25 protein-coding genes are annotated in these 22924 nt (G+C 34.7%); 11 read left to right on the top strand and 14 right to left on the bottom strand.

The annotated features are described in order from the left end of the window. Positions 1-165 precede the first annotated feature (165 nt). Complete coding sequence (locus HCX49_RS01000; RefSeq protein ID WP_168125879.1) at positions 166-1815, bottom strand: protein-disulfide reductase DsbD family protein; 1650 nt, start codon at positions 1813-1815, stop codon at positions 166-168. A 134-nt stretch (positions 1816-1949) separates the two neighbouring features. After that, positions 1950-3026 carry a PLP-dependent cysteine synthase family protein gene (locus HCX49_RS00995; RefSeq protein ID WP_168125878.1) on the bottom strand — a complete coding sequence of 359 codons (1077 nt, stop codon included), beginning with the start codon at positions 3024-3026 and terminating at the stop codon, positions 1950-1952. Positions 3027-3217: 191 nt separating this feature from the next. On the opposite strand from HCX49_RS00995, the gene HCX49_RS00990 reads away from it, so the two are divergent. Then, positions 3218-3676: an Lrp/AsnC family transcriptional regulator gene (locus HCX49_RS00990; RefSeq protein WP_021190798.1), complete on the top strand. Its 459-nt coding sequence runs from the start codon at positions 3218-3220 to the stop codon at positions 3674-3676. A 75-nt stretch (positions 3677-3751) separates the two neighbouring features. Here the strand turns inward: HCX49_RS00990 and HCX49_RS00985 are convergent, their stop codons facing one another. Further along, complete coding sequence (locus HCX49_RS00985) at positions 3752-4294, bottom strand: hypothetical protein (RefSeq protein ID WP_206368136.1); 543 nt, start codon at positions 4292-4294, stop codon at positions 3752-3754. Between the two features lie 243 nt (positions 4295-4537). Here HCX49_RS00985 and HCX49_RS00980 point away from each other — a divergent pair, with 243 nt between their 5' ends. After that, a complete protein-coding gene (locus tag HCX49_RS00980) occupies positions 4538-4930 on the top strand; it encodes a YchJ family protein (protein WP_168125877.1) in 393 nt (130 codons plus the stop codon). 57 nt (positions 4931-4987) lie between these two features. On the opposite strand, the gene HCX49_RS00975 is transcribed toward HCX49_RS00980, so the two are convergent. Continuing rightward, the gene (locus HCX49_RS00975) at positions 4988-6433 is read right to left on the bottom strand and encodes a dicarboxylate/amino acid:cation symporter (RefSeq protein ID WP_132845391.1); all 1446 of its coding nucleotides are present in this window, start codon (positions 6431-6433) and stop codon (positions 4988-4990) included. 173 nt (positions 6434-6606) lie between these two features. After that, entirely contained in the window at positions 6607-6957 is a 351-nt protein-coding gene (locus HCX49_RS00970) for a 4Fe-4S dicluster domain-containing protein (RefSeq protein ID WP_021192235.1), read from the bottom strand. A 163-nt stretch (positions 6958-7120) separates the two neighbouring features. Here HCX49_RS00970 and HCX49_RS00965 point away from each other — a divergent pair, with 163 nt between their 5' ends. The 6 genes from HCX49_RS00965 (at position 7121) to HCX49_RS00940 (ending at position 11882) form a co-directional block, all read left to right on the top strand. Further along, positions 7121-8134: an acyl-CoA reductase gene (locus tag HCX49_RS00965; RefSeq protein WP_168125876.1), complete on the top strand. Its 1014-nt coding sequence runs from the start codon at positions 7121-7123 to the stop codon at positions 8132-8134. Positions 8135-8194: 60 nt separating this feature from the next. Next, entirely contained in the window at positions 8195-8398 is a 204-nt protein-coding gene (locus HCX49_RS25500) for a fructose-6-phosphate aldolase (RefSeq protein WP_168125875.1), read from the top strand. A 4-nt stretch (positions 8399-8402) separates the two neighbouring features. Further along, positions 8403-9083, top strand: coding sequence for a cell division ATP-binding protein FtsE (locus HCX49_RS00955; RefSeq protein WP_021192237.1), 681 nt, complete (start codon positions 8403-8405; stop codon positions 9081-9083). Positions 9084-9240: 157 nt separating this feature from the next. Next, positions 9241-9777, top strand: a complete 537-nt coding sequence (locus HCX49_RS00950) for a nucleotide exchange factor GrpE (RefSeq protein ID WP_021192238.1) — start codon at positions 9241-9243, stop codon at positions 9775-9777. Positions 9778-9787: 10 nt separating this feature from the next. Then, a complete protein-coding gene (gene dnaJ, locus HCX49_RS00945) occupies positions 9788-10945 on the top strand; it encodes a molecular chaperone DnaJ (protein ID WP_021192239.1) in 1158 nt (385 codons plus the stop codon). A 277-nt stretch (positions 10946-11222) separates the two neighbouring features. Next, on the top strand, positions 11223-11882 hold the full coding sequence (locus tag HCX49_RS00940; RefSeq protein ID WP_021192240.1) for an outer membrane beta-barrel protein: 660 nt from the start codon (positions 11223-11225) through the stop codon (positions 11880-11882). Positions 11883-11939: 57 nt separating this feature from the next. Here the strand turns inward: HCX49_RS00940 and HCX49_RS00935 are convergent, their stop codons facing one another. Continuing rightward, the gene (locus HCX49_RS00935; protein WP_168125874.1) at positions 11940-12707 is read right to left on the bottom strand and encodes a C40 family peptidase; all 768 of its coding nucleotides are present in this window, start codon (positions 12705-12707) and stop codon (positions 11940-11942) included. A gap of 69 nt (positions 12708-12776) precedes the next feature. Between HCX49_RS00935 and HCX49_RS00930 the strand changes: the two genes are divergently transcribed. Next, positions 12777-13250 (top strand): universal stress protein, encoded by a 474-nt coding sequence (locus HCX49_RS00930; protein WP_132772813.1) that lies wholly within the window; start codon positions 12777-12779, stop codon positions 13248-13250. Between the two features lie 85 nt (positions 13251-13335). Here the strand turns inward: HCX49_RS00930 and HCX49_RS00925 are convergent, their stop codons facing one another. The 7 genes from HCX49_RS00925 to HCX49_RS00895 form a co-directional block, all read right to left on the bottom strand. Further along, the gene (locus HCX49_RS00925; RefSeq protein WP_168125873.1) at positions 13336-14505 is read right to left on the bottom strand and encodes an RsmB/NOP family class I SAM-dependent RNA methyltransferase; all 1170 of its coding nucleotides are present in this window, start codon (positions 14503-14505) and stop codon (positions 13336-13338) included. A gap of 2 nt (positions 14506-14507) precedes the next feature. Then, positions 14508-15797 carry an ABC transporter substrate-binding protein gene (locus HCX49_RS00920; RefSeq protein WP_237682696.1) on the bottom strand — a complete coding sequence of 430 codons (1290 nt, stop codon included), beginning with the start codon at positions 15795-15797 and terminating at the stop codon, positions 14508-14510. After that, complete coding sequence (guaA, locus tag HCX49_RS00915) at positions 15754-17304, bottom strand: glutamine-hydrolyzing GMP synthase (RefSeq protein WP_132772818.1); 1551 nt, start codon at positions 17302-17304, stop codon at positions 15754-15756. Before guaA ends, HCX49_RS00920 begins: the two co-directional genes overlap by 44 nt. Before the next feature lie 137 nt (positions 17305-17441). Continuing rightward, the gene (locus HCX49_RS00910) at positions 17442-18695 is read right to left on the bottom strand and encodes a tetratricopeptide repeat protein (protein ID WP_168125872.1); all 1254 of its coding nucleotides are present in this window, start codon (positions 18693-18695) and stop codon (positions 17442-17444) included. 145 nt (positions 18696-18840) lie between these two features. Next, positions 18841-19677: an orotidine-5'-phosphate decarboxylase gene (gene pyrF / locus HCX49_RS00905; RefSeq protein ID WP_132772822.1), complete on the bottom strand. Its 837-nt coding sequence runs from the start codon at positions 19675-19677 to the stop codon at positions 18841-18843. A 16-nt stretch (positions 19678-19693) separates the two neighbouring features. Further along, complete coding sequence (locus tag HCX49_RS00900) at positions 19694-20272, bottom strand: TlpA family protein disulfide reductase (protein WP_168125871.1); 579 nt, start codon at positions 20270-20272, stop codon at positions 19694-19696. Between the two features lie 9 nt (positions 20273-20281). After that, entirely contained in the window at positions 20282-21025 is a 744-nt protein-coding gene (locus tag HCX49_RS00895) for an RluA family pseudouridine synthase (protein WP_168125870.1), read from the bottom strand. Positions 21026-21151: 126 nt separating this feature from the next. Here HCX49_RS00895 and panB point away from each other — a divergent pair, with 126 nt between their 5' ends. Next, a complete protein-coding gene (gene panB, locus HCX49_RS00890; protein ID WP_021192252.1) occupies positions 21152-21967 on the top strand; it encodes a 3-methyl-2-oxobutanoate hydroxymethyltransferase in 816 nt (271 codons plus the stop codon). Between the two features lie 13 nt (positions 21968-21980). Further along, the gene (locus tag HCX49_RS00885; RefSeq protein ID WP_132845379.1) at positions 21981-22589 is read left to right on the top strand and encodes a hypothetical protein; all 609 of its coding nucleotides are present in this window, start codon (positions 21981-21983) and stop codon (positions 22587-22589) included. A 117-nt stretch (positions 22590-22706) separates the two neighbouring features. Here HCX49_RS00885 and HCX49_RS00880 read toward each other — a convergent pair whose 3' ends face one another. Beyond that, positions 22707-22910, bottom strand: a complete 204-nt coding sequence (locus HCX49_RS00880) for a YwbE family protein (protein ID WP_021192254.1) — start codon at positions 22908-22910, stop codon at positions 22707-22709. Positions 22911-22924: the final 14 nt, after the last annotated feature.

The raw sequence follows: 22924 nt of genomic DNA, 5'->3' as shown, positions 1-22924 counted from the left end.
TTATAATTCACTATTAACCCTACACATAAACCACTAAAGCTGCTATTTGATAGCTAATGATTTAAACGATGTAAAAGTAAGATTAAATTTAACAGAAATCCAATTTTATGAAACCTTTTTTCTTTTGGAATAAAAACATTTTTTCATCAAATGAGTCATATTATACTATTTGATCAAAGAAAATGCTTTCAAACCTTCATTTAAATAAGCCAGATAAGTAGTAGCATCATAATCAGCACCTTTTGGTTTAACCAAAACCTGACGGTTTGCAGGATTCATAAGCACATAAAAAGGTTGTGAATTGGATTCAAACTGACTCGATTGTAAATAACTCCACTTACTTCCAATTGTCTTCAACAATTTTCCCGAACTCGTTTTTTGTTGATCTTCAATAGCAAGCTCAGTGCGGTCATCAACATAAAGTTGGATGATAACGACATGATCTGTTAAAAAAGAGCGGACTTGAGGATCTGTCCAAACAGTAGCTTCCATTTTCCTACAATTTACACAAGCATGGCCTGTAAAATCAAGCATAACCATTTTATGATGGGTTTTAGCATATTGTAAACCCTCCTCGTAATCAAAAAACACATTTAAGCCAAGCGGTGCATGAAATAAATCTGAATATTTGCGTTTAGAAACGTCTGTTACATGCGATCCACTAATCAATGAGCCTTGATTTAAATCAAAGTCCTGCGTGCTTTGTGGTGGTAGAAAAGCAGATATTGATTTTAAAGGAGCACCCCATAATCCAGGAATCATGTATACCGTAAATGATAGTACAATAATAGCTATGAAAGTACGGATTACTGACAAATGTGGCAGATTACTGTCATGAGAAAATTTAATTTTTCCAAGTAAATACAGTCCCATTAAACCAAATATAACAATCCATAAAGACAAAAAGACCTCCCGGTCGAACCAGTTCCAGTGATAAGCTAAATCAACATTAGAAAGAAATTTCAATGCAAATGCCAATTCTAAAAATCCTAAAACAACTTTAACACTGTTAAGCCAACCACCTGATTTAGGCATGGCTTTCATAGCACTAGGAAATAATGCAAAAAGAGCAAAAGGTATAGCTAATGCAAAAGAAAATCCAAACATACCTACAGCCGGACCTAACAAAGCTCCACTTGTAGCTGCCTGTACCAATAAAGTTCCGATAATAGGTCCAGTACAAGAAAAAGATACTAAAGCTAAAGTTGCTGCCATAAAGAATATACCAGCCCATCCGCCTTTATCAGATTTTGCATCCATCTTATTTACCCATGAACTTGGTAAATTAATTTCAAATGCCCCCAAAAAAGAAGCTCCAAAAGCAACCAACATTAAGAAAAAGAAAAAATTAAAGACACCGTTCGTTGATAAAGCATTAAGGGCATCCGAACCAAAAATCATCGTTACCGCTAAACCAAGCACAACATAAATAACTATGATAGAAATTCCATAAAACAAAGCACGAATAAAAGATTGCGATTTATTTTGTTTTCCCTTTGTGAAGAAACTGACTGTGAGCGGTAACATGGGGAAAATACAAGGCATTAATAGAGCAGTAAAGCCGCCTAATAATCCTGCTAAAAATATTCCAAGTAGAGATTCACTATTTGCATGCTCTTCTGTTGTGATTACAGCCGTAGTTTTCTTAAGATTCTGTGTAGTATCAACACCTGCAGAATCAATCGAAGTTTCAGAAATACCACCATCAACGAACTCCAGTTCGTCCATCTTTAGTAAAGTATCTGCCTCCTGAGCATGCGCAAAAGCTGGAAGAAGAACTAATAAAAGTAATAATTTTATGATAAAACTTTTCATAAATAATTAAATTATAATGCCGAGTGACAAGTTACAAATTGGTTAAACCTAATTACAATGGGAGAAATCCCATTGTAATAGATTCTATTTAAAATAATCATAGTGCCTAATATGCGATTAGGCTGAAACAAACATTATATCGATTCAGTATTAAAAAGAGATTTTGCTAACCTACTGATAGGTTTAAATCCAGTGAAAGAGAGATCTGTTGAAATATATCCAGCCGCGACAGGTTGTTCTCTTACTAGATCTGTACTCAAATATTTCTTATTATCGTCGCACAATAAGGTGACAACAACAGCTTCTTCCCCTAATTGCTCTTTTAATTTAATTGCTCCAATCACATTCGCTCCTGAAGAAATTCCTACGGCCAAGCCCAATTCTTTTGCTAATTTTTGGGCCATTATAATAGAATCACCATCTGAAGCAGAAACGATTTCATCCAACTCGTCCATTTTCACAATAGCCGGAATAAATTCATCTGATATACCTTGAATACGATGCGAGCCAACTTTATATCCGGTTGACATCGTAGGACTTTCAGCGGGTTCCAAAGGATGAATCTTTACATGAGGATTTAAGCTACGAAGATGACGGCCTACTCCCATAACCGTTCCTCCTGTGCCTACACCAGCAACAAAAGCATCTGCAACTAAACCTTGTGAGGCTAACTGTAAACCAATTTCACGACCAGTCGTTAATTCATGAGCTTCGGCATTGAATTGATTTTCAAACTGTCTGGGCAAAAACACCCCTCCTTGCTGCGCTAGTTTCTCACTTAATTCAATACTCCCCAAAAAACCACCGTCTTCTTTACTAACCAACTGAATATCTGCACCCATACTTTTTATAATATCGATGCGTTCTTTACTCAACCAATTAGGCATAATAATTTTCACTTGATGTCCTAAAGCTTTACCAATAGCAGAAAAAGAAATACCAGTATTACCGCTAGTTGCTTCTATAATAACATCGTCAGGCTGAATTTGACAATTCATGTAAGCTTTATACATAATATATAGCGCCATACGGTCTTTGATACTCCCTGTAAGATTATAATTTTCGCATTTCACATAAATCCTCCCAGCTTTCCCTTTATAGGAGTATTGTAGCTCCAGCATAGGCGTATTTCCTACTAAACACCATAAATGTTTAAATCTACTATCAAGCTCGGGTGACAAACATTTACTAAACATCAATTCGTTATTCATGATTTATTATTTTAAAAAATATCAGTCGACAATCATTCGAAGACCTAACATTATCAGCAAAATTGACATAAAACAAAATAATATTCACTACATAATGATTAAATCAGTAAATTTTATCTAAATAATGATATATTTAAGAAATATTACAGAATCAACCAATTCATTACATTCATATCAATAAAAAATACAAAATGATGCTTGATGAAACTGACACCAAACTATTAAGAATTTTACAGCATGACGCTACACTTAGCAATAAGGAACTAGCATTTAGATTGCATAAATCTATCGCTGCTATACATGAGCGTGTAAAAAAACTGAAACAACAAGGCTATATTAAAAAAACTGTTGCTATTCTTGACCGGCAAAAAATAAACATGGGTCTGATATCTTTTTCACAGGTATTCTTAAAAGCACATACAGCCGAGGTTTTAAATGAATTTGAAAAAGAAGTTGCTAAATTTCCTGAAGTTATGGAATGTTATCAGATGGCTGGATCCTATGATTTTATGCTTCGAATAGCAACTAAAGATATGCAGGCCTATCACGAATTTTTAAGATACCGCTTAGCCGTACTCCCACATGTGAACACCGTACAAACCTATTTTGTTCTATCGGAAACTAAAAGTGAAACAGCTTATCCGATTTAAAAAAATAGTTTTAATTAAAAAAAGGGAGAAAACTACAGCTTCCTCCCTTTCAATTAACATATAAAAAACTATTCACTATCTTCTTCCATGTCCCTCACCTCTTTCTGAGTGACGATCGTGGCCTCTTTTATCATTTCTCTTGTCCGATTTTCTATGCTCCGATCGATCTCTATGATTTTCATGTCGCTCGACACGATGATGATCATAACGGTCATTGTGACGTGGACGATCATAATTACTTCTATGGTCTCTTATACTTACCTGATTTCTGCGATGAGCAAAATGACCATAATCTCTTCTGTACCGATCGTGATGTCTCCAAGGATCTCTATCATTGACAACTACTTTATAGGTATTATAAAAATTAAAGTTACGATATCGACTAGGCAAGCTTCTACTGGTAACCCATCTTCTACCATGATAATGCGTATACCGACGATTGATTACATCATAATATACATTAATTTCTGGAATATAATAATACCGTACGTAATCATACCCCACTGGGCCCCAAGAAGGTTGATTACCAATGTTAATACTCACATTAACTTGTGCAGCAGCAGGTTTAACAAAAAACAAACCGCCAACTAAAACCGTCAAGTAAACTAATTTTTTCATACCTGCTCCTCCCTTTATTTATGTTTTTCAATTAATTATAGGTAGGACTCTATATTTTATAATAAGATTAATGAAAGGTTGTTAATATTTGTTAAAACGTTAAAATAAACTCAATATCAACGTGTTAAAATATCAATTTAACAATTTTAGTCCAGCTAAGAAATTCCTAAATATTTATATAAACACGATTCATTTAAAAAGAAAAAATCATTATTTACTTTTGTCCTATATTTAAATCTTAATATGGTGACAAAACAAAATACAATTTGCCATTGTGGCAATTCACTTCCTTACGAAAATTGTTGCAAAAAAATTCATTTAGACCAAAAAGAAGCTAAAACTGCAGAACAATTAATGAGTGCAAGATATAGCGCATTTGTTGTTCAAGATATTGATTTTTTATATACAAGCTTTCATTCTGAAACTCGTAAGTTGCAAAACAAAATAGAAATTGCAAGATGGGCAAAGGAATCAAAATGGATGCAGCTCCGCATTTTATTTAGTAATTCCAATATGGTCGAATTTGAGGCACATTACTTGGATTCGGAGCTGAATTTACAGATTCATCATGAAAGATCCACTTTCAAACAAGTGGATGGAATCTGGTATTATGCCGATGGTAAGTTTATTTCATAAAAAAGGGATCTTATACTTGTTATAAGATCCCTTTTCTGGCTTTTAAAAGATATAATACTACCCCTCTAATTCCGGTTGGCCGTGATCATCTCTATATGGGGCCTCTTCGTCAAACTCTCCCTCCCATTTAGCAACAACAACTGTAGCTAAACAATTACCGATCACATTGACCGAAGTTCTGGCCATATCCATCAACTCGTCAATTCCTAATATAGCCGCAATCACAAATGTTGGTAAACCAAATTGATCTGCAGTAGCAATTAATATAATTAATGAGGCTCTGGGAACTGCGGCAACTCCTTTAGAAGTAATCATTAATGTAAATGCGATCATTAACTGCTCTCCAAAAGTCAAATGTATTCCAGCCGCCTGAGCAACAAATATCGCTGCCAAAGATAGATACAATGACGTTCCGTCCAAATTGAAACTATATCCTGTAGGAATAACAAAAGACACAATCTTACGAGGTACTCCAAATTTTTCCATAGCAGACATAGCCTTGGGCAAAGCTGCATCTGAACTTGTAGTCGCAAATGCAATAGAAACAGGTTCTTTAATCGCATTAATAAACTTTAATACAGGGATTTTCAGATAAAGTGCAACAGGCAACAATACAAAAGTTAGGAAACCTAATAATGCTAAATACAAAGTTGCTAACAACATAAATAGATTTTTCAGAATATCTACCCCCAAATGACCAACTGTAAAAGCCATTGCGGCACCAACTCCGATTGGAGCAAAATACATGATTAAGTTCGTAAACTTAAACATTGTTTCTGAAAGGCTTTCCGTGAAATCAACCAATGGTTTTCTTTTCTTTTCATCAACCATTGCTAATCCAATACCAAAAAGAACTGAAAACACCACGATCTGTAGAACTTGATTGTCATACACTGCTTTTACAATATTTTCAGGAAAAAGATCTCTAAAAAATGCCGTAAACTTATAGACAGGGTGAACATGATCTGGTAAAGTTTCTAAAATCTGTGCGTCATTACTTATTTGCGTTTTTGGCAGTTCTTCATGAGGCATATGTGCAACATCAACACCAACCCCAGCTTTAGTCAGATTTATAGCCCCAAGGCCAATAAAAATAGCGCAAGTCGTAGCACAAAAGAAATACAGCATAGACTTCCAGGCCATACGACCAACCTGTTTCAAATCAGAATGACCAGCAATACCATAAACTAACGTTGCAAACAAGATCGGTCCTACGATCGTCTTCACCAACTTAATGAAACCTTTACTTAGCGGTTGCAATGATATGGCAATATTTGGAAAATCTAAACCTACAAAAATACCCAAGATCATACAGGTCAAAATCCAAGTTGTTAGATTCTTCCGAACAAGAGCATTAACAATCAACACAGTAGCAACAATCCATCTTACTGCCATTAAAAATGATGGAGAAAAATTGACCCAACTAAATTCGTAACATATCGCAATAAGTGCAGCAATTGTCACCGAAACAAGGGTAATTAGCCCCATTTTTGATTTATACATCGGCAAACTTTTTATAAGGTAAAGTACAAAAATAAAAAAATACTAGGCTTTCACAAATATTAATATGGCGGATTATAATAACAGCAAATTTATTGGATACTTGAAGACATAAAAAAAGGTAGAATATGTACATATTCTACCTTTTTCAAAATTTTATTTTAAAAGCAATGCTTTTATTCAGCGTGTAACCAAGCTTTCTTTGCTAATAACTCCTCTTCAGATTCACGAACCTCTTCGTCATCTACACAGCAGTCTACTGGACAAACAGCTGCACATTGTGGTTCATCATGAAAACCAACACACTCTGTACACTTGTCCGAAACAATGTAATATACTTCATCTGATACAGCAGCTTGAGAATCGTCAGCATCTAACGTTACTCCATCTCCAAAATCAATAACTCCATCTAATGCCGTCCCATCTGAGAATTTCCAACTCACTCCAGCGTCATATATTGCATTATTTGGGCACTCCGGTTCACAAGCACCACAGTTAATACACTCGTCTGTAATTTTAATCGCCATTTATAACCTCAAAATTATGATAAAAAACTATTTTTGTACTATCATTTATACAATCAAATCATTTTACACGTTTAAATACTAAGAGTAACTTGGTTTCGCTGATTGTATTAATAACACAAATATAATACAAATTTGTGTATACACGTTTATTAATTTTTACATTTTGACAAAGAAACAACGATTAGAAGGTTTTGCAAAACTTGCGAACTTATTCATTAATGATCATGCAGAGCTACAACATTTAGTTGCAACTGCTCATCATAAAAATGCATGGTATACCGCAGAACACGTTAATAAAGCCTTTACTTCTTGGAAAGCAAATTTAAACCTTGAGCTATTAGAAAATTGGCTATCGCCATATCCTGATATTGAAAGTGACAAAATTGTAGGTTTAGTCTTAGCGGGCAATATACCTCTTGTAGGTCTTCATGATATATTATGCGTATTGGTTGCTGGTTTTAAAGCACAGATTAAGGTTTCTTCAGACGATGCTCATCTAACAACCTACGTGATTCAGAAATTGATAGAAGTTGAACCAAGATTTAAAGATCGCGTACAACTAGTGGATAGATTAACTGATTTTGATTTAGTGATTGCAACAGGTTCCGACAATTCTTCGCGGTACTTTGAACATTACTTTGGAAAAAAACCACATATTATTAGAAAAAACAGAAACAGTATTGCCATCATTACAGGTGAAGAATCGCACGAGCAACTAAAAGCTTTAGGCCATGATATCTTTGATTATTACGGTCTGGGATGTCGTTCTGTATCTAAAATATTTATCCCAAAAAATTATGATATAAGTCATTTCTATGAAGGAATTGAATCTTTTAAAGAGGTAAACACACATTATAAATACAATAATAATTACGATTATAACAAATCCATTTATTTAATTAATGGTGACAAGCATTATGATAATGGTTTTTTATTATTAAAACAAGATGACAAAATAGCATCACCCTTAGCTGTGGTTTATTTTGAAGAGTATGATAACTTAGACAATCTTTCTCAGCACTTAAACACCTTATCAGACCGGTTACAATGTGTTACATCAGAAGCACCATTAACGATCAAAACACCAGCTTTTAAATTCGGTGCTGGACAAAATCCTGCTTTAGATGATTATGCTGATGGAGTCAATACACTAGAATTTTTATTTGCAAACCAGTAAGCATAGCCTTATATTCGTGGAAGGATTTTTTGAAATAAAAAGTACTAACTTTGTAAATAGATGTATATAATCAAAGTAAAAGGAGTTGCCAAAATCCCTGACTATGTTCAATTAAGAGATGATTCATTCACTCTTTTAGCATATTTTAGGGTTGATCGCCCCGACAAATCTTTGGACAAAATTGGTCTCGGAGACAAGTCAGCGTACATTATGCAAATGGTAAAGGATTTGCCATTTGGACAAATAAAAAAATTAGAATTATAGTTCAATGTCTGGAAATACAGTAATCACATTAAAAAGCGTCGATATCTACCAACAAAAACATTTGGTCTTATCGAATGTGAATTTGAATATCAATAAAGGCGAATTTCTTTACCTCATTGGTCAATCAGGAAGTGGAAAAAGTAGTTTGCTAAAAATAATCTATGGCGATTTATATATTGGTAACGGAGAAGGACTAATTGCAGGTTTTGATTTAAAAAAACTGCATGAAAATGATGTCCCCTACCTGAGACGTAAGTTAGGAATCGTTTTCCAAGATTTTCATTTATTATCAGATCGCTCTGTAGAGAAAAATTTAGAATTTGCACTTAGAGCCACCGGCTGGAAAGATAAAACGCAAATTGAACACAGAATGCTCGATGTGCTCGAAAAAGTAGGACTTCGCTCGAAATTAAAAAAAATGCCTCATGAACTTTCAGGTGGAGAACAGCAACGTATTGTTATTGCACGAGCACTCCTTAATAATCCTGAAATTATATTGGCCGATGAGCCAACAGGAAACCTTGACCCTGCTACTTCTGAAGAAATTGTATTGCTTTTACGGGATATCGCTTCTTCTGGAACAGCTGTTTTAATGGCAACTCATGATTACCAAATTATACGTAATATGCCTGCACGCATCATCAAAACCGCTGATGGGGTATTGCTAGATCAAGTAGAAATATAACTGTCAATACTGACAGAAATCCTGATCATCCGACATTTTGTTAGTCCATTCTCCCGGTTACTGACAAGCTGTCGGATTTTTTCATTTTGGCAACAACTTTGACTGTAATTAGATTTTAGAGAAAGAACATTAGTTTCCCACATAGAATTTAGAAGAAATGAGCGAACAAGAGAATAATAACGAGACGATTCAAGATCCTATTGAGGATAATACAACGGAAAATCAAGAAGAGACGATTGAACTTTCTGTTGAAGAGAAATTAAGTGCTGAAGTAGCAGAGGCAAAAGATAAATATGTACGTTTATCAGCAGAATTTGATAATTATAGAAAACGTACAAGTAAAGAACGTGTTGAATTAATTCAATCTGCTGGAAAAGATGTGATCACAAAACTATTATCAACAGTGGATGATTTTGACAGAGCTTTAAAAGCAATGGAAACAGCAACAGATGTTGAATCAATAAAAACTGGTATAGAGATCGTCAATAATAAATTCAGACAAACTTTAGAACACCAAGGTTTAAAAGAAATGGATGTAGTAGGTAAAGAGTTTGATGCTGATTTACAAGAAGCAATAACGGCTATTCCAGCTCCTACTCCAGATTTGAAAAATAAAGTTATTGATGTTATTGAAAAAGGTTACTATTTAAATGATAAAGTAATCCGTCATGCTAAGGTAATTATAGGTCAATAAGATAAAAAAGATGTCAAAAAGAGATTATTACGATATATTAGGTGTAGCTCGTGGTGCAGATGAAAAAGAAATTAAATCTGCCTACCGTAAACTTGCCGTAAAGTATCACCCGGATAAAAACCCTGGTGATCATGAAGCTGAAGAAAAATTTAAAGAGGCTGCTGAAGCATATGATGTATTAAGCAATCCTCAGAAAAAACAACGCTATGATCAATTTGGTCATGCGGGTAGCTCTGCTTCCGGAGGCGGTTATGGTGGTGGCATGAATATGGATGACATATTTAGCCAATTTGGAGATATATTTGGTGGAGGTGGTCATCCTTTCGAAAGTTTCTTCGGTGGCGGTGGCGGAGGCTCAAGAGGAGGCCGTCGTGTTGCTAAAGGAACAAATCTTCGCATTAAAGTAAAATTAACACTCGAAGAAATTGCTAAAGGTGTTGAGAAAAAAGTAAAAGTAAATAAACAAGTAAACTGTCATACCTGCGATGGTAGTGGTGCAAAAGATAAATCATCTTTCCACACTTGTAATACTTGTGGCGGCTCAGGATCTGTTCGCCGCGTAACCAATACAATCTTAGGCCAGATGCAAACTACAAGCACTTGTCCTACTTGTAATGGTGAAGGGGTAGAAATTACCGCAAAGTGTACTACATGTAGAGGTGAAGGATTAGAAAGAGGTGAAGAAACAATTGCGATCAACATTCCGGCTGGTGTAAGTGAAGGTATGCAACTTTCAATGAGTGGAAAAGGGAACGCAGCTCCTCGCGGAGGTGTTGCCGGTGATCTTATTATCCTCATTGAAGAAATTCCTCATGAAGCATTAAAAAGAGATGGTCTAAATATTATTTATGACCTATATATTAATTTTGTAGATGCTACATTAGGAACAAGCGTTGAAGTTCCAACGATTGATGGTAAAGCAAAAATTAAAATTGAACCAGGAACCCAGGCCGGCAAGATATTAAGACTAAAAGGAAAAGGTATTCCTGAAGTCAATTCTTACCACAAAGGTGATCAATTGATTTATGTGAATATCTGGACGCCTAAAGCGGTCTCATCTGACGAAAAAGAGATTTTACAGAAATTGAAAGAATCACCGAATTTCAAGCCACAACCTGGTAAATCTGAAAAATCATTTTTTGAACGGATCAAAGAATATTTCGACTAGAAATATTAAATAATAAAATAATTATAAGACCATATGTCAGCACTGACATATGGTCTTTTTTTGTGTCATAATAAAAACTGACATTTTATCATAAAAAGTTAAATCAATATAAATATCAAAATATATGATAAATTATTTTTTCATAATGTCAATTTTTAAACCTCTGAAAACGTTTTAATTACGATTAACACAATTTATCAATACATTTCTATGACATTGAAAAATCAATTTGGTATCTATATTGATAATATCAATCAAATAGTCAAAAGGTTTGACTATGGATATTGTAAAAACAAACTTTAAAAAAATGAAAAAATTATTACTTACTCTAACAGCAGTAGCTGGTCTAACTTTTGCATCTCAAGCACAAGAATTTGGTTTCAAAAAAACTGACTTTATTGTAGAAGGTAATTTCTCAGCAAATACAAAAAATAATAAAACAGCTGAAAAGAAAGAAAACTCATTCAACTTCAATCCTTCTGTAGGTTATTTCGTATCTGATAAAGTTGCAGTTGGTTTAGATTTCAACTTTGGAAATTTAAAAGCAACAGACTATTCTGGTACTAACGATACTTACAATAAATCAAGCAACTTTGGAGTTGGTGCTTATGGTCGTTACTACTTTTTAGATTTAGGATCACGTTTTAAAACTTATGCGCAATTGGCAGCTGGTTATCAACAAAGAACTGGAGAAGTTAACAACGGTACAACAACTACAGACATTCCTAAAGTTAAAGGATTTGGTGCTGGCGCTGGTTTAGGGATGAATTACTTCGTTACTGAAAATATCGCAATCAACTTTGGTTTAACAGACTTATTATCTTTTGGTACAGCTAAAGAAGATGGCGGTAAATCTTCAAACGAATTCAATGCTAACATCAACAGTTTTAATAACTTTTTTGATACAGCTAAATTTGGTTTAACTTTCAAATTCTAATCATATTTGAAAATAAAGTAAGAAAGGTCCGTCTCAATATAGACGGACCTTTCTTTTTTAAACATAGCGCTTGATGATACGTAGCTTATGTGTGTATTTATTCCAATCCTTATTAAATATTCCCTCTTGATCCATCCTATCTATTCGAACACGGGAAGAAGCGTGAATAATGGTTTCAGAGTCCAGCATAATACCAACATGATTTATCCTACCTTCTTCATTATCAAAAAAAGCAAGATCACCTACTTGAATCTCTGACAAAAAGTCAACTGTCTGCCCTAATTCAACCTGTTGATAAGCATCCCTTGGTAAGGAAATACCAAAGGATTGATAAATCAATTGTGAGAAACCGGAGCAATCAATTCCAAATTTAGATCGCCCTCCCCAAAGATAGGGTACCTCCCAGTATTGCTTTGCGAGTATTGCAACCTGCTCGATGAAGTCTTCTTGCTCAAAATGCAGTTCAATTGCATTAAGCTCTACTAAATCATCTGCTCCAATATAAGGAAAATCCTTTCGTACAATCGTTCCATGTAAAAGCTGGATACAAAGATCATTATTGATAAGATGCCCCCCATCAAAACCGATCTTTACCTTACTTAACGACTGGTACTCCTCATACTGATCATCTGTAATTGCTAAAAATTGCGCATTCTGTATCCAACCAACATAAGAGTCCATTTCAGTACGAACTTTTGTCCAATCCTTTGATTTCGTCAGTATTTCAAAAGCTTCTCCAAACAGCAATTGTGAAACCATTTCACTCCGATGTGATTCCTCCGCCCGCAATGGTACAATTGTTAAATTACATATTCCAAATTCCATATTTCTAAAACAAAAAACCGTATATTCAAGTTATTAATATGTACGAATATAAACTTTAATATCAGAACCATGGATACCAATGTTGTAAAAATAACGAGAATATTAGTTGCTGTGGACGATGAACCATGTTCACATAAAGCGATTTCCTATGCTAAAGAAATGGTTAAAAAATTTGAAGCTTCAGTAGCTTTAGTGACGGTTACCTCTCCCACTTCTCCTGCCAGCTATGGTGCAGATCCGCTGTTAGGTCAACAACCAATCATCATACCCGAAGTATCGGAAATAGAGCAGCAGAATGCTCAAAAATACTTAGAAGAACTAGGACAAGAGTTCGAAGGCGCTAATGAAGTTTTCTTATTCAATAGAATAGGCTCGGTAAAAGAAGAAATACTAGCCACTTCTCATGAGTGGTCAGCTGATCTCATCGTAATGGGATCAAATGGTAGAACAGGGTTTGATCATTTTATCTCGGGCTCCGTTTCTGAAGCTGTAATTAGAAAAGCAACATGTCCTGTGCTCGTTGTACCGGGTAAATGTGAATAAACTAATTCAAATCTAATAGTTCTATAATTATAAAAGCCATTTGCGATATGCAAATGGCTTTTATAATTATAAATTTCTTATTTTATTAAAGTTTGATTAAACGGGCAACAAACATACTATCCGCCTTTTCATAATATCCTTTTAATACTTTATAAGAATGGAGACTATACCCCAGTTCTTTTTGAATATAAGCAATCACCTCCTCATTTTCTTTCTCAAAAACAGAACAAGTGATGTATACCAACGGTTTACCCACTTTCAAATGCAATGAAACATTTTTAGCAATTTCTTTTTGCAATGTGGCAAACTCATCGATCTTCTTTGCATTAAAATAACTAATATTTTCAGGGCTACGACCCCAAGTTCCTGAGCCGGTGCATGGAGCATCTAAAATAACTCCATCAAAAAGCTCAACTCCCAAAATAGGCGTAGTATCTTTCGTTAAATCAACTATTTTTTTTCGATAATCTTTTATACCTGCCCTCTCAAAACGTTCATCTAAATTACGCAGAATGCTCATACGAACATCTGAAACCAATAAATTAGTAGTCGGATGCTTATCTAGGAACAATAAAGCCTTACCACCAGAAGCGGCACAGGCATCCCACCAATTTTCTTTCGGCAAAGCATCCATAAATTCAAGGGTCCGCTGAGAAGAAAGATCTTGCACTTCGATTACACCATCGAGATCCTTAAACCGCTGTAGTGAAGTTCCATTTGCTAAAGCAACAGTTTGTTCCGTTATAAATTTATAGCCGATCTGTTCCGCTTCAAAAATAGCTTTCACAAACTTTTCCTTACCTTTTCTAATCCGAATAAATAAGTCAGGTTGCAAGAATTGATTTTGTATAAAATCAACCTGATCTATCGCAGATGAAAGGTAATTTTTAAAAGGAAAAATGGTATCTAGCTCCAATAATTCTAGTTTTTTTAAAAAAGCTATTTTTTCTTCCAATGATAGGCTTAAATTCCAATCAGGTTCAAATAAAGCGACAAATGGACTTTCTGTTTCACATAAGTACTCCGCAATGATTAATCTTTTTTGTTGAGAAAGCTGCGTTGCCCCCTTACCCAATCGAAAATAATTATAACACAACCGGGAAGTCCATTTTCTGTCCTTTGATCCCATTTGCTTATTAATTTTAAAAAATGAAGTTAGATAACGAGCAAACGGCTCATTCCCTTCATAACCATCCATTGCTCTTTCAAAATTACGAATTTGCTGCTGTACTCTTTTTTCACTAAAATCACTCATCTTTACTTCCTATCAAAACTATTATTACGATACACCATAAATCGAACCCCTCTATTTACATATCCCCACTCAGGAAAGTAATCAAAACTAAAATCACTATTTATTCCAGAATAGGTTTCCTTAACCAAATGTTGCGCGTAGTCATCGCCATACTTAGCAATTAAGCCCCCAAAATAAATAGCGGCATCGTAACCTTTATAAGAAAAATCTGACGGAATTACCTGAAACTTATTCTTATACTTTTGATTAAATCGTCTTGTTCGCTCAGCATTTTCATCCACTAATGTTGATGTCGTCACGGTCAACTCATAACGATCAATATTCGTGTAATCTTCAAAAGATAATTTTGCCCAATTTGGGTGACCATACAACTTAAAAGCATAACCCGACTCACTGCTTTGCACGTCCATATTTGCTAATAACGCTCTAATCTGATTTCTATTTGTAGTACCACAGACAATATGATTAGTCCCAGCAACAACTAAGTTTTCGTTTAATTCAGCTATAGAAGTCACAACTTTTATTTGCAGACTTTTATTATAACCCAATGCCTCTGATGCAAAGTTATCCAAAAACTGTTTACTATCGCCATCTTGTATATTGTAAACCAAAACAACGTCGCCATAAGCATATTGCTTGGCTACATGCTTCGCCATAATTTCAGAGTGAGCACGAATAGAAGGCGTTAAAGACACTAAATTGGGAATCGCAAACTCGGAAGCCAAAGTTGCCGCTAAAGGTGAAATTTGTAAAATATTTTTCTCTTTAAAGGCTTGTGCAAATGCTTTAATCTCTTTTGGATAAACAGGTCCTACAATTAAATTGGCATTTTTTATAGACGCTGAAGCAGCTAAAGAAGTGTTTCTAAAATTATCATCTTCAGAATCTATAACCTTTAAACTAAATTTACTTCCCTTTTCACCCAATTCTTCCAAGCCAAGTTGAAACCCTTGATAAAAATCCAACGCTAAAGCCGATCTTTTAACGTCTTCAGCCGTGGGACGCATACCTGCGATACGGTTTAATTGAAAAGGTAAAAGAAGCGCAATTGATTTTTGATTTTTAAGGTTTTCACTCGCTTTAGCAGCTTCGAGTTTTTTGGCTTCTTCAGCCTGTTCAGCAGCAGTTTTACCGCTGTTATTAGAAACAGTACCCTGCTCACCTTTACTAGAAGGTGAGCGAAGTACGCCTGTTTTTTTTGTCGTACAGCTTGCAAGACTTAAAGCCAATGCTACTGCAAGAGCAATTTTATTCCCACTCAATCGTCGCTGGTGGTTTTGAACTGATATCATATACAACTCTATTAATGCCTTTGACGTGGTTGATAATTTCATTTGAAATCTTTGCCAACAAATCATAAGGTAAGTGAATCCAATCTGCAGTCATGCCGTCCAATGAACCTACAGCACGTAAACTAACAACATGCTCATATGTACGCTCATCGCCCATCACTCCTACAGAACGAACAGGAAGAAAAATCGTGCCAGCTTGCCAAACCTTATCATACCATCCTGCTTCTTTCAAATTACGGATGTAAATATCATCAGCTTCTTGTACAATACGTACACGATCTTCAGTGATATCTCCTAAGATACGAATAGCTAACCCTGGACCAGGAAAAGGATGTCTGCCTAAAATAGCTGGATCAACACCCAATGTTTTACCAACACGTCTTACTTCGTCTTTAAATAAAGTCTTCAGAGGCTCTACTACTTTCAGCTTCATGTAGTCAGGTAAACCGCCAACATTATGATGCGATTTAATAGTCGCAGAAGGCCCCTTAACCGATACCGATTCAATGATATCTGGATAAATAGTACCTTGACCTAACCATTTTGCCTCAATACCTTCAGGCAATTCCTTTTGAATTTCTTTTGCTGCCTCATCGAATACATCGATAAAAGAATTACCGATAATTTTACGTTTTTGTTCAGGATCAGAAACACCAGCTAAACGACCAAAAAATAATTCTTTTGCGTTTATACCTTTAATGTTAAGTCCCATGTTTTTATATGAATCCAAAACCTGTTCAAATTCACCTTTACGTAACAAACCATGATCAACAAAAATACAATGCAAATTTTTGCCAATGGCTTGATGTAATAAAACAGCTGCAACAGTAGAATCAACTCCTCCTGATAATGCCAAAATTACGTGATCGTCACCTAATTCCGCTTTCAGAGAAGCAACACTTGTTTCAGCAAAAGCATCTGGAGTCCACTCTTGAGCACATCCACAGATCTCCACAACAAAGTTTTTCAATAAAACAACGCCATCTGTACTGTGGGTCACCTCTGGATGAAATTGAATACCAAAAGTTCTTGTACCGATAATGTGATAAGCTGCTACACGTACTTTATCTGTACTTGCGATAATTTCAAAGTTTGAAGGAACTTCTTTAATAGTATCACCATGAGACATCCATACTTGAGACTGAACCGGTACACCCGCTAATAATTCATTCTCAGCATTCACAAATTGCAAATTAGCACGTCCATATTCACGGATTTCCGAAGGTAATACTTCACCTCCTGATTTTTGAGCGATATATTGTGCACCATAACAAACACCTAATAAAGGAAAACGCTCTTGAATTGATTTAAAATCAATTTGAGGAGCTTCCTCTTGTCTTACTGAATATGGACTTCCCGAAAGGATTACTCCCTTTACAGTCTCGTCAAATTCAGGTAATTTGTTAAATGGGTGAATTTCACAATACACATTAAGTTCTCTTACACGACGCGCGATTAATTGCGTGTATTGCGAACCAAAGTCAAGAATTATAATTTTTTCTGGCATGGCGCAAAGTTACGCATTTGATATGAATTTATAGAAAGGAAATTTGACTTAAATCTTCTCAAAATACTCATTCTATATAAAACACACCCTATTTTTATTGCAAAAAAATAACAGCTTTTGATCAGGCTTAAATAACATTAATCACTAAAACAGTTTTCCCATGCTGCTTTAAATTTTGAAGAAAATCTATAATCTTCCTTTTCCAAAGTTTCGAGTAGCTGTTTTTTCGCCTCATATTTTGTCTTGATTTTAATGTCCTGAAATAAATCTTTAGACTTATTTTCTTCCCCATCAACATGATATAAGACTGCTAGACCTACCAAAATATCAACCTCTGCAGGATCAGTAACAAGCGCCCGTTCAAACATTTCAATAGCTTTAGATAATTGATTCAATTCAAATAAAGCATAAGCATAGTTACTTAGAATCATTGTTTGATTTGGATTTTTACGTAAAACCAAATCATAATATTCAGCAGCTTTTGGATAATTATTAAGAACATCATAGGTCAGTGCCAATGCAGCATAGATATCTAGATCAGAATTTCCCAGACTAATTACTTTTAATAGGTCATTTTGCGCCTCTTGATATTTCTTTAAATCAAAAAAGATAGCATATCTATTTTCATAATAAACAGGATTATCACGATCCAATTCAATAGCTTTATCCAAATCCTTCTTTGCAGCTTCCAGTTTGTTTAGATCTTGAAATATCAAACCTCTATTATTGTAATACATCGCTGCTTCTGGAGATTTTTTAATTGCGTTCCCAAGAAGGTCAACAGCTCTTAAATTATCTTTTTGACGTTGATAGGCCAAGGCTCCATAAAAGTAAACATCAGCTATAAATCGAGGTTCCTTGATATCTTCTCCACTTACCATGCTATTCTCGAAAAGCTTAAATACATTTATCAATTCATCATCCTTGCGCATTTCATTAAGTAACTTCAAATAATTATTATAATAACGAGCATTATTTTTTTCCAATTGGAGTACCTTTTGATAATCAGATCTTGCCAATTCGGGTTTTAAATCAAAATAATAAGTATTACCTCTTATATCGTAAAACGAATGATTATCAGGATCTAATGCGATACCCTTCGTGGCAGTCTCAATAATAGTTGCGTTTCTTTTCAGTGCAATTAAGATGTAGCATTTCAATTCGTAATAAGCACTTATTGTTTTATCTTGAGCGATAAGCTTATCGATAAGTTTTAAAGCTTCTTCGTGCTTGTTAGATTTGTAAAGTTTCCAGACTAACTGATACATATCTTCACTAGACTTTGTTGAAGTAAAAACTTCACCCTCTACAATATTTTCGATCTCTTGTGCATCAACCACACAGCCAGTTCCTAGCATACATGCTAATAGTAGAGTACTCACTACATTCATTGTTATCTATTTTATATTTTAAATTTACAATTTCTTCTTTATGAATAATCACGATCAATCATCTAAATACATAAAATAAAATCTCCAACAAAAAAAGCTTCAGACCTTTCGATCTGAAGCTTTTCAATATGCCGATATGTAAGAATTAACTAATAATTCCAGCCTTAATTAATTCGGCTTCCATCTCTTGTTGTAATTTCAAAGCCTCTTCTCTTGCTTTCTCCGCAAAATCATGTCCTTTTGAAGCGTAGATAATACCTCTTGTGCTATTTACTAAAAGGCCACAATCCTTATTCATTCCATATTGACAGACATCTTGAAGAGAACCTCCCTGCGCTCCAACACCCGGAACTAAAAGGAAATGATCAGGAGCATGCTCACGAATCTTAATAAAACCTTCACCACGGGTCGCACCTACTACATACATCAGGTTTTCAATTGTTCCCCATGTATTCACTTTATCAATGACTTGCTCAAATAACTGCAAACCTGATTCATTCTTAAAATTTTGAAAATCCAAGCTTCCTGCATTTGATGTCAATGCCAGTACAATTGCCCATTTGCCATCAAAATCTAAAAAGGGAGTAACAGAATCATTTCCCATATATGGTGCTATCGTAATGGAATCAAAACCTAATCCAGATTGCTTTTCATCAAAAAATGCCTGTGCATACATTTTTGATGTATTTCCGATATCACCACGTTTAGCATCAGCAATACTCAAACAATCTTTAGGTAAAGCCTCCCAAGTTTTTTGCAAAGACTGCCATCCTTTAATACCGTAACTCTCATAAAATGCGATATTCGGTTTGTATGCGACACACAAATCTGATGTAGCATCAATAATGGCCTTATTAAAGGTATAAATTGGATCCTCCTCTGCCAGTAGATGCTCTGGTATTTTTGTAATATCTGTATCTAAACCAACACAAAGAAATGATTTTTTTATCTTAATCTGTTGAATAAGTTCTGCTCTAGTCATACCGGTTATTCTGTACTTATTTTTTTGTTAATTCAATTATAAAATCTGAAACTTCCTGGCGAGAATAATCTGCTAAACCTTCATGTTTAGTAGCAATCTCACCATGTTTATTGATAATCAATGTCGTTGGTATAGAACCACCTAACCATTCTTTAGGAATTTGTGAATTTGGATAATAAACGGGTAGATTTAATTGTTTACGCGTCATAAATTTATTTGCCTTCTCAGATTCTCCTTCAATTTCTACAATCAGAAAAACGACTTCACTATTACCTTTCAATCGTTCATATAACGTAGCAATGGAAGGCATTTCTGCAATGCAAGGAGGACACCATGTGGCCCAAAAATTAATGAATACAACTTTACCCTTTAGATCGTTCATATTCACGATCTCCCCTTTATCATTTTTAAAAGAAATGTTATTCTGAACAGAAATCTGCGAATCTATTTTTTCAGGTTCTTCCAATGTTGGTTTAAATAAACCAATTTTCATTAAGCCTTGTTGAAAATAAGCTCTACTTGTTGGCCACAAAAGCAAAAGAATGATAACGACAAATACTGAATTGCCAATTATTTTTTTTGTTTTCGGATTCATGATCGGCATTTAAGAATCAAACTTTTCTAACTGTTTAAGCAAAGTCGCAAAATCCTTTGGATATGGGGCTTCAAACTCAAACTTCTTTTCATCAATTGTAAAGTCAACATACCGGGAGTGCAAAGCAAAGCGCTTCATAATTGGTAGTTCCTCTTCATTTTTAGCCAAAGAAAACCCACGTTTTTTAATCTGTGACAAGTATACCGGTTTTCCATGATACATATCATCTCCCACAATTGCAGCTTTCTGTGTGGCTAAGTGAATACGAATTTGATGCATACGGCCTGTAATAGGCTTACATTCGACTAAAGTATAGTGGTTAAAATAACGTATTGAATTAAAAATTGTAGTAGCCGCCTTACCTTTGGCGCGATCTATTGACACATTTTTGCTTCCTTGATTTAAAATGGGTAACTCAACTTTTAAATCCGTAAATGTATGTGTACCTGCAATGATAGCATGATATACCTTATTGACACGACGTCTTTCAAATTCAATAGAAACAGAACGGTAAGTCTCAGGATTTTTAGCAATCAATAATAATCCAGAAGTTTCCTTATCTAACCGGTGACAAATCTGCGCATCTGCGTAATATTTTTTTGCTAATCGTAAAATATTGATCTCTCCTCCTTCACGCTCATCTAACGAAGCAATGAAAGGGGGTTTATTGATAACAATCAAATTATCATCTTCAAAAACAATTAGATCGGAAAATTTTGGAAATTTAAATAAGCGAGTTTCGTTTTCTCTCATCCTGCAAAAATAGTAAAATCAAAGCAATTTAATCTGCTAATTACCAAACTATCATTTTAAAATCAATAATTAATGACCTTAATTCAACGAATTTCTCTAATTTTGGTTAATTTAAACAAATCAGTAATGTCTGTAAATAAAGAAATAAAACGTATCACTACAGTACAGGTACAGGAAATGAAACATCGTCATGAAAAAATCGCGATGTTAACAGGTTATGATTTCACCATGGCAAAAGCACTTGACGAAGGTGGCATCGATATCATTTTAGTAGGCGACTCCGCTGCGAACGTATTTGCAGGCTATGAAACAACACTGCCCATCACCTTAGACCAGATGATCTACCACGCGGCATCTGTTGTAAGAGGTACAACTAGAGCAATGGTTGTAGTGGATCTTCCTTTCGGCGAATATCAGGGAAGCATCGATCAAGCCTATTTATCTGCAGTACGTGTCATGAAAGAGTCGGGAGCACACGCCCTTAAATTGGAAGGTGGTCTAGAAATCATTGACAACATTAAGAAAATTATAAATGCGGGAATACCAGTTTGTGGACATCTGGGATTAACACCACAAGCAATTAATAAATTTGGAAATTTTGGTGTTCGTGCTAAAGATGATAATGAAGCTGAAAAATTAAAGGCCGATGCGCTAGCACTGCAAGAAGCAGGTTGTTTTGCCATCGTGTTGGAAAAAATACCAGCAGCACTTGCTGCCGAAGTAAGTGCAAGTTTAGCGATACCGACTATTGGTATAGGCGCTGGTAACCAATGTGACGGACAAGTTCTAGTTGTCAATGATATGCTAGGTATGACTAAAGGCTTTAAACCTAAGTTTTTAAGACAATATGCACAATTATATCAAGAAATAACAGGAGCTGTAGGACAATATGTAGCTGATGTAAAATCAGTTAATTATCCAAATGATAATGAACAGTATTAACATATAAACTGTCATGACCAAAGTTATATTAATAGTTGGACTTATTTTATTTTTATTGTACTACATCAGTAAAAAGCTGTCCGCGTCATTTACCGCAACCAATAGTCCAGCTATTATTGTAAAAAATGGTTATCAAAAAATAGATACATCCAAAGTTATCATAGCAGATACATCTCAAAAGGTAATGAAAAATGTAGGTATAGGAGCAATTTTATTGATTATTATGCTTGCGCTGATAATCAAGATAAAGATTTTACTATTCCTATTTCCAATATCAATATACATGATTGGTTACCTTTTTCTTTTTAAGAATCATTTAAAGAAAACGAGCAGTCAAGTAATTTGGTATAATAAGCAAACTGAAGATGTAATCATTGAATCTATGACAAAAGACCCTTATCACTTTAATTTGTTACGAGATGTTAAGGCAGTGCAACAAATTGAATCAATCCAAAATACAAAAGGATTATTATTTGGGTACTTTAGAATAAAAACACAAAAAGAGATTATAGAGATTCCGTATTTAGTCTTTCAAAATAATCCAAGCAATCATTTATTTTTTGATTCCCTACAAAAGAATTTTAAAATAGATATTCAGAAAAAGATATTTCCGATCATCTAAGACCAGTTATAAATGTGGTCTATAATGAAGATCGAAAGAGCAATTTCTTAAAATGTTTTATAAAAAAAGCTTCTATCCTATTTAGGTCAGAAGCTTTTTTTATAAAACTAAAATAGGTTAAAAGTCATCCTCAATTATCTCTGCAACTCGACCGATCTGACCATCCATCAACCGAACCTTGATTCCTCTATGGTGAAATGGTGCAGATGTCAGAAGATCCTTAACAATACCTTCAGTAAGTTCTCCTGATCGCTGATCTTTTTTCAAGATAATGTTAACCAACATACCAGGTTTAATCGTTGCTCTTGTTTTTCCATCCATAATACAAATATCTA

Origin of the sequence: Sphingobacterium sp. B16(2022) (assembly GCF_012030425.1) — a bacterium.
Lineage (GTDB): Bacteria > Bacteroidota > Bacteroidia > Sphingobacteriales > Sphingobacteriaceae > Sphingobacterium > Sphingobacterium anhuiense.
This window is presented reverse-complemented; position numbering and strand designations above follow the sequence as displayed.

Bases quoted from the DNA above. Each gene is read 5' to 3' on its own strand.
- HCX49_RS00980 (WP_168125877.1), top strand. From the start codon at position 4,538: ATGGTGACAAAACAAAATACAATTTGCCATTGTGGCAATTCACTTCCT.
- HCX49_RS00925 (WP_168125873.1), bottom strand. From the start codon at position 14,505: ATGAGTGATTTTAGTGAAAAAAGAGTACAGCAGCAAATTCGTAATTTT.
- HCX49_RS00940 (WP_021192240.1), top strand. From the start codon at position 11,223: ATGGATATTGTAAAAACAAACTTTAAAAAAATGAAAAAATTATTACTT.
- HCX49_RS00990 (WP_021190798.1), top strand. From the start codon at position 3,218: ATGATGCTTGATGAAACTGACACCAAACTATTAAGAATTTTACAGCAT.
- HCX49_RS00900 (WP_168125871.1), bottom strand. From the start codon at position 20,272: ATGAATCCGAAAACAAAAAAAATAATTGGCAATTCAGTATTTGTCGTT.
- HCX49_RS00970 (WP_021192235.1), bottom strand. From the start codon at position 6,957: ATGGCGATTAAAATTACAGACGAGTGTATTAACTGTGGTGCTTGTGAA.
- HCX49_RS00910 (WP_168125872.1), bottom strand. From the start codon at position 18,695: ATGAATGTAGTGAGTACTCTACTATTAGCATGTATGCTAGGAACTGGC.
- HCX49_RS25500 (WP_168125875.1), top strand. From the start codon at position 8,195: ATGTATATAATCAAAGTAAAAGGAGTTGCCAAAATCCCTGACTATGTT.
- pyrF (WP_132772822.1), bottom strand. From the start codon at position 19,677: ATGACTAGAGCAGAACTTATTCAACAGATTAAGATAAAAAAATCATTT.
- panB (WP_021192252.1), top strand. From the start codon at position 21,152: ATGTCTGTAAATAAAGAAATAAAACGTATCACTACAGTACAGGTACAG.
- HCX49_RS00895 (WP_168125870.1), bottom strand. From the start codon at position 21,025: ATGAGAGAAAACGAAACTCGCTTATTTAAATTTCCAAAATTTTCCGAT.
- HCX49_RS00885 (WP_132845379.1), top strand. From the start codon at position 21,981: ATGACCAAAGTTATATTAATAGTTGGACTTATTTTATTTTTATTGTAC.
- guaA (WP_132772818.1), bottom strand. From the start codon at position 17,304: ATGCCAGAAAAAATTATAATTCTTGACTTTGGTTCGCAATACACGCAA.
- HCX49_RS00930 (WP_132772813.1), top strand. From the start codon at position 12,777: ATGGATACCAATGTTGTAAAAATAACGAGAATATTAGTTGCTGTGGAC.
- HCX49_RS00985 (WP_206368136.1), bottom strand. From the start codon at position 4,294: ATGAAAAAATTAGTTTACTTGACGGTTTTAGTTGGCGGTTTGTTTTTT.
- dnaJ (WP_021192239.1), top strand. From the start codon at position 9,788: ATGTCAAAAAGAGATTATTACGATATATTAGGTGTAGCTCGTGGTGCA.
- HCX49_RS01000 (WP_168125879.1), bottom strand. From the start codon at position 1,815: ATGAAAAGTTTTATCATAAAATTATTACTTTTATTAGTTCTTCTTCCA.
- HCX49_RS00995 (WP_168125878.1), bottom strand. From the start codon at position 3,026: ATGAATAACGAATTGATGTTTAGTAAATGTTTGTCACCCGAGCTTGAT.
- HCX49_RS00880 (WP_021192254.1), bottom strand. From the start codon at position 22,910: ATGGATGGAAAAACAAGAGCAACGATTAAACCTGGTATGTTGGTTAAC.
- HCX49_RS00955 (WP_021192237.1), top strand. From the start codon at position 8,403: ATGTCTGGAAATACAGTAATCACATTAAAAAGCGTCGATATCTACCAA.
- HCX49_RS00920 (WP_237682696.1), bottom strand. From the start codon at position 15,797: ATGATATCAGTTCAAAACCACCAGCGACGATTGAGTGGGAATAAAATT.
- HCX49_RS00950 (WP_021192238.1), top strand. From the start codon at position 9,241: ATGAGCGAACAAGAGAATAATAACGAGACGATTCAAGATCCTATTGAG.
- HCX49_RS00935 (WP_168125874.1), bottom strand. From the start codon at position 12,707: ATGGAATTTGGAATATGTAATTTAACAATTGTACCATTGCGGGCGGAG.
- HCX49_RS00975 (WP_132845391.1), bottom strand. From the start codon at position 6,433: ATGTATAAATCAAAAATGGGGCTAATTACCCTTGTTTCGGTGACAATT.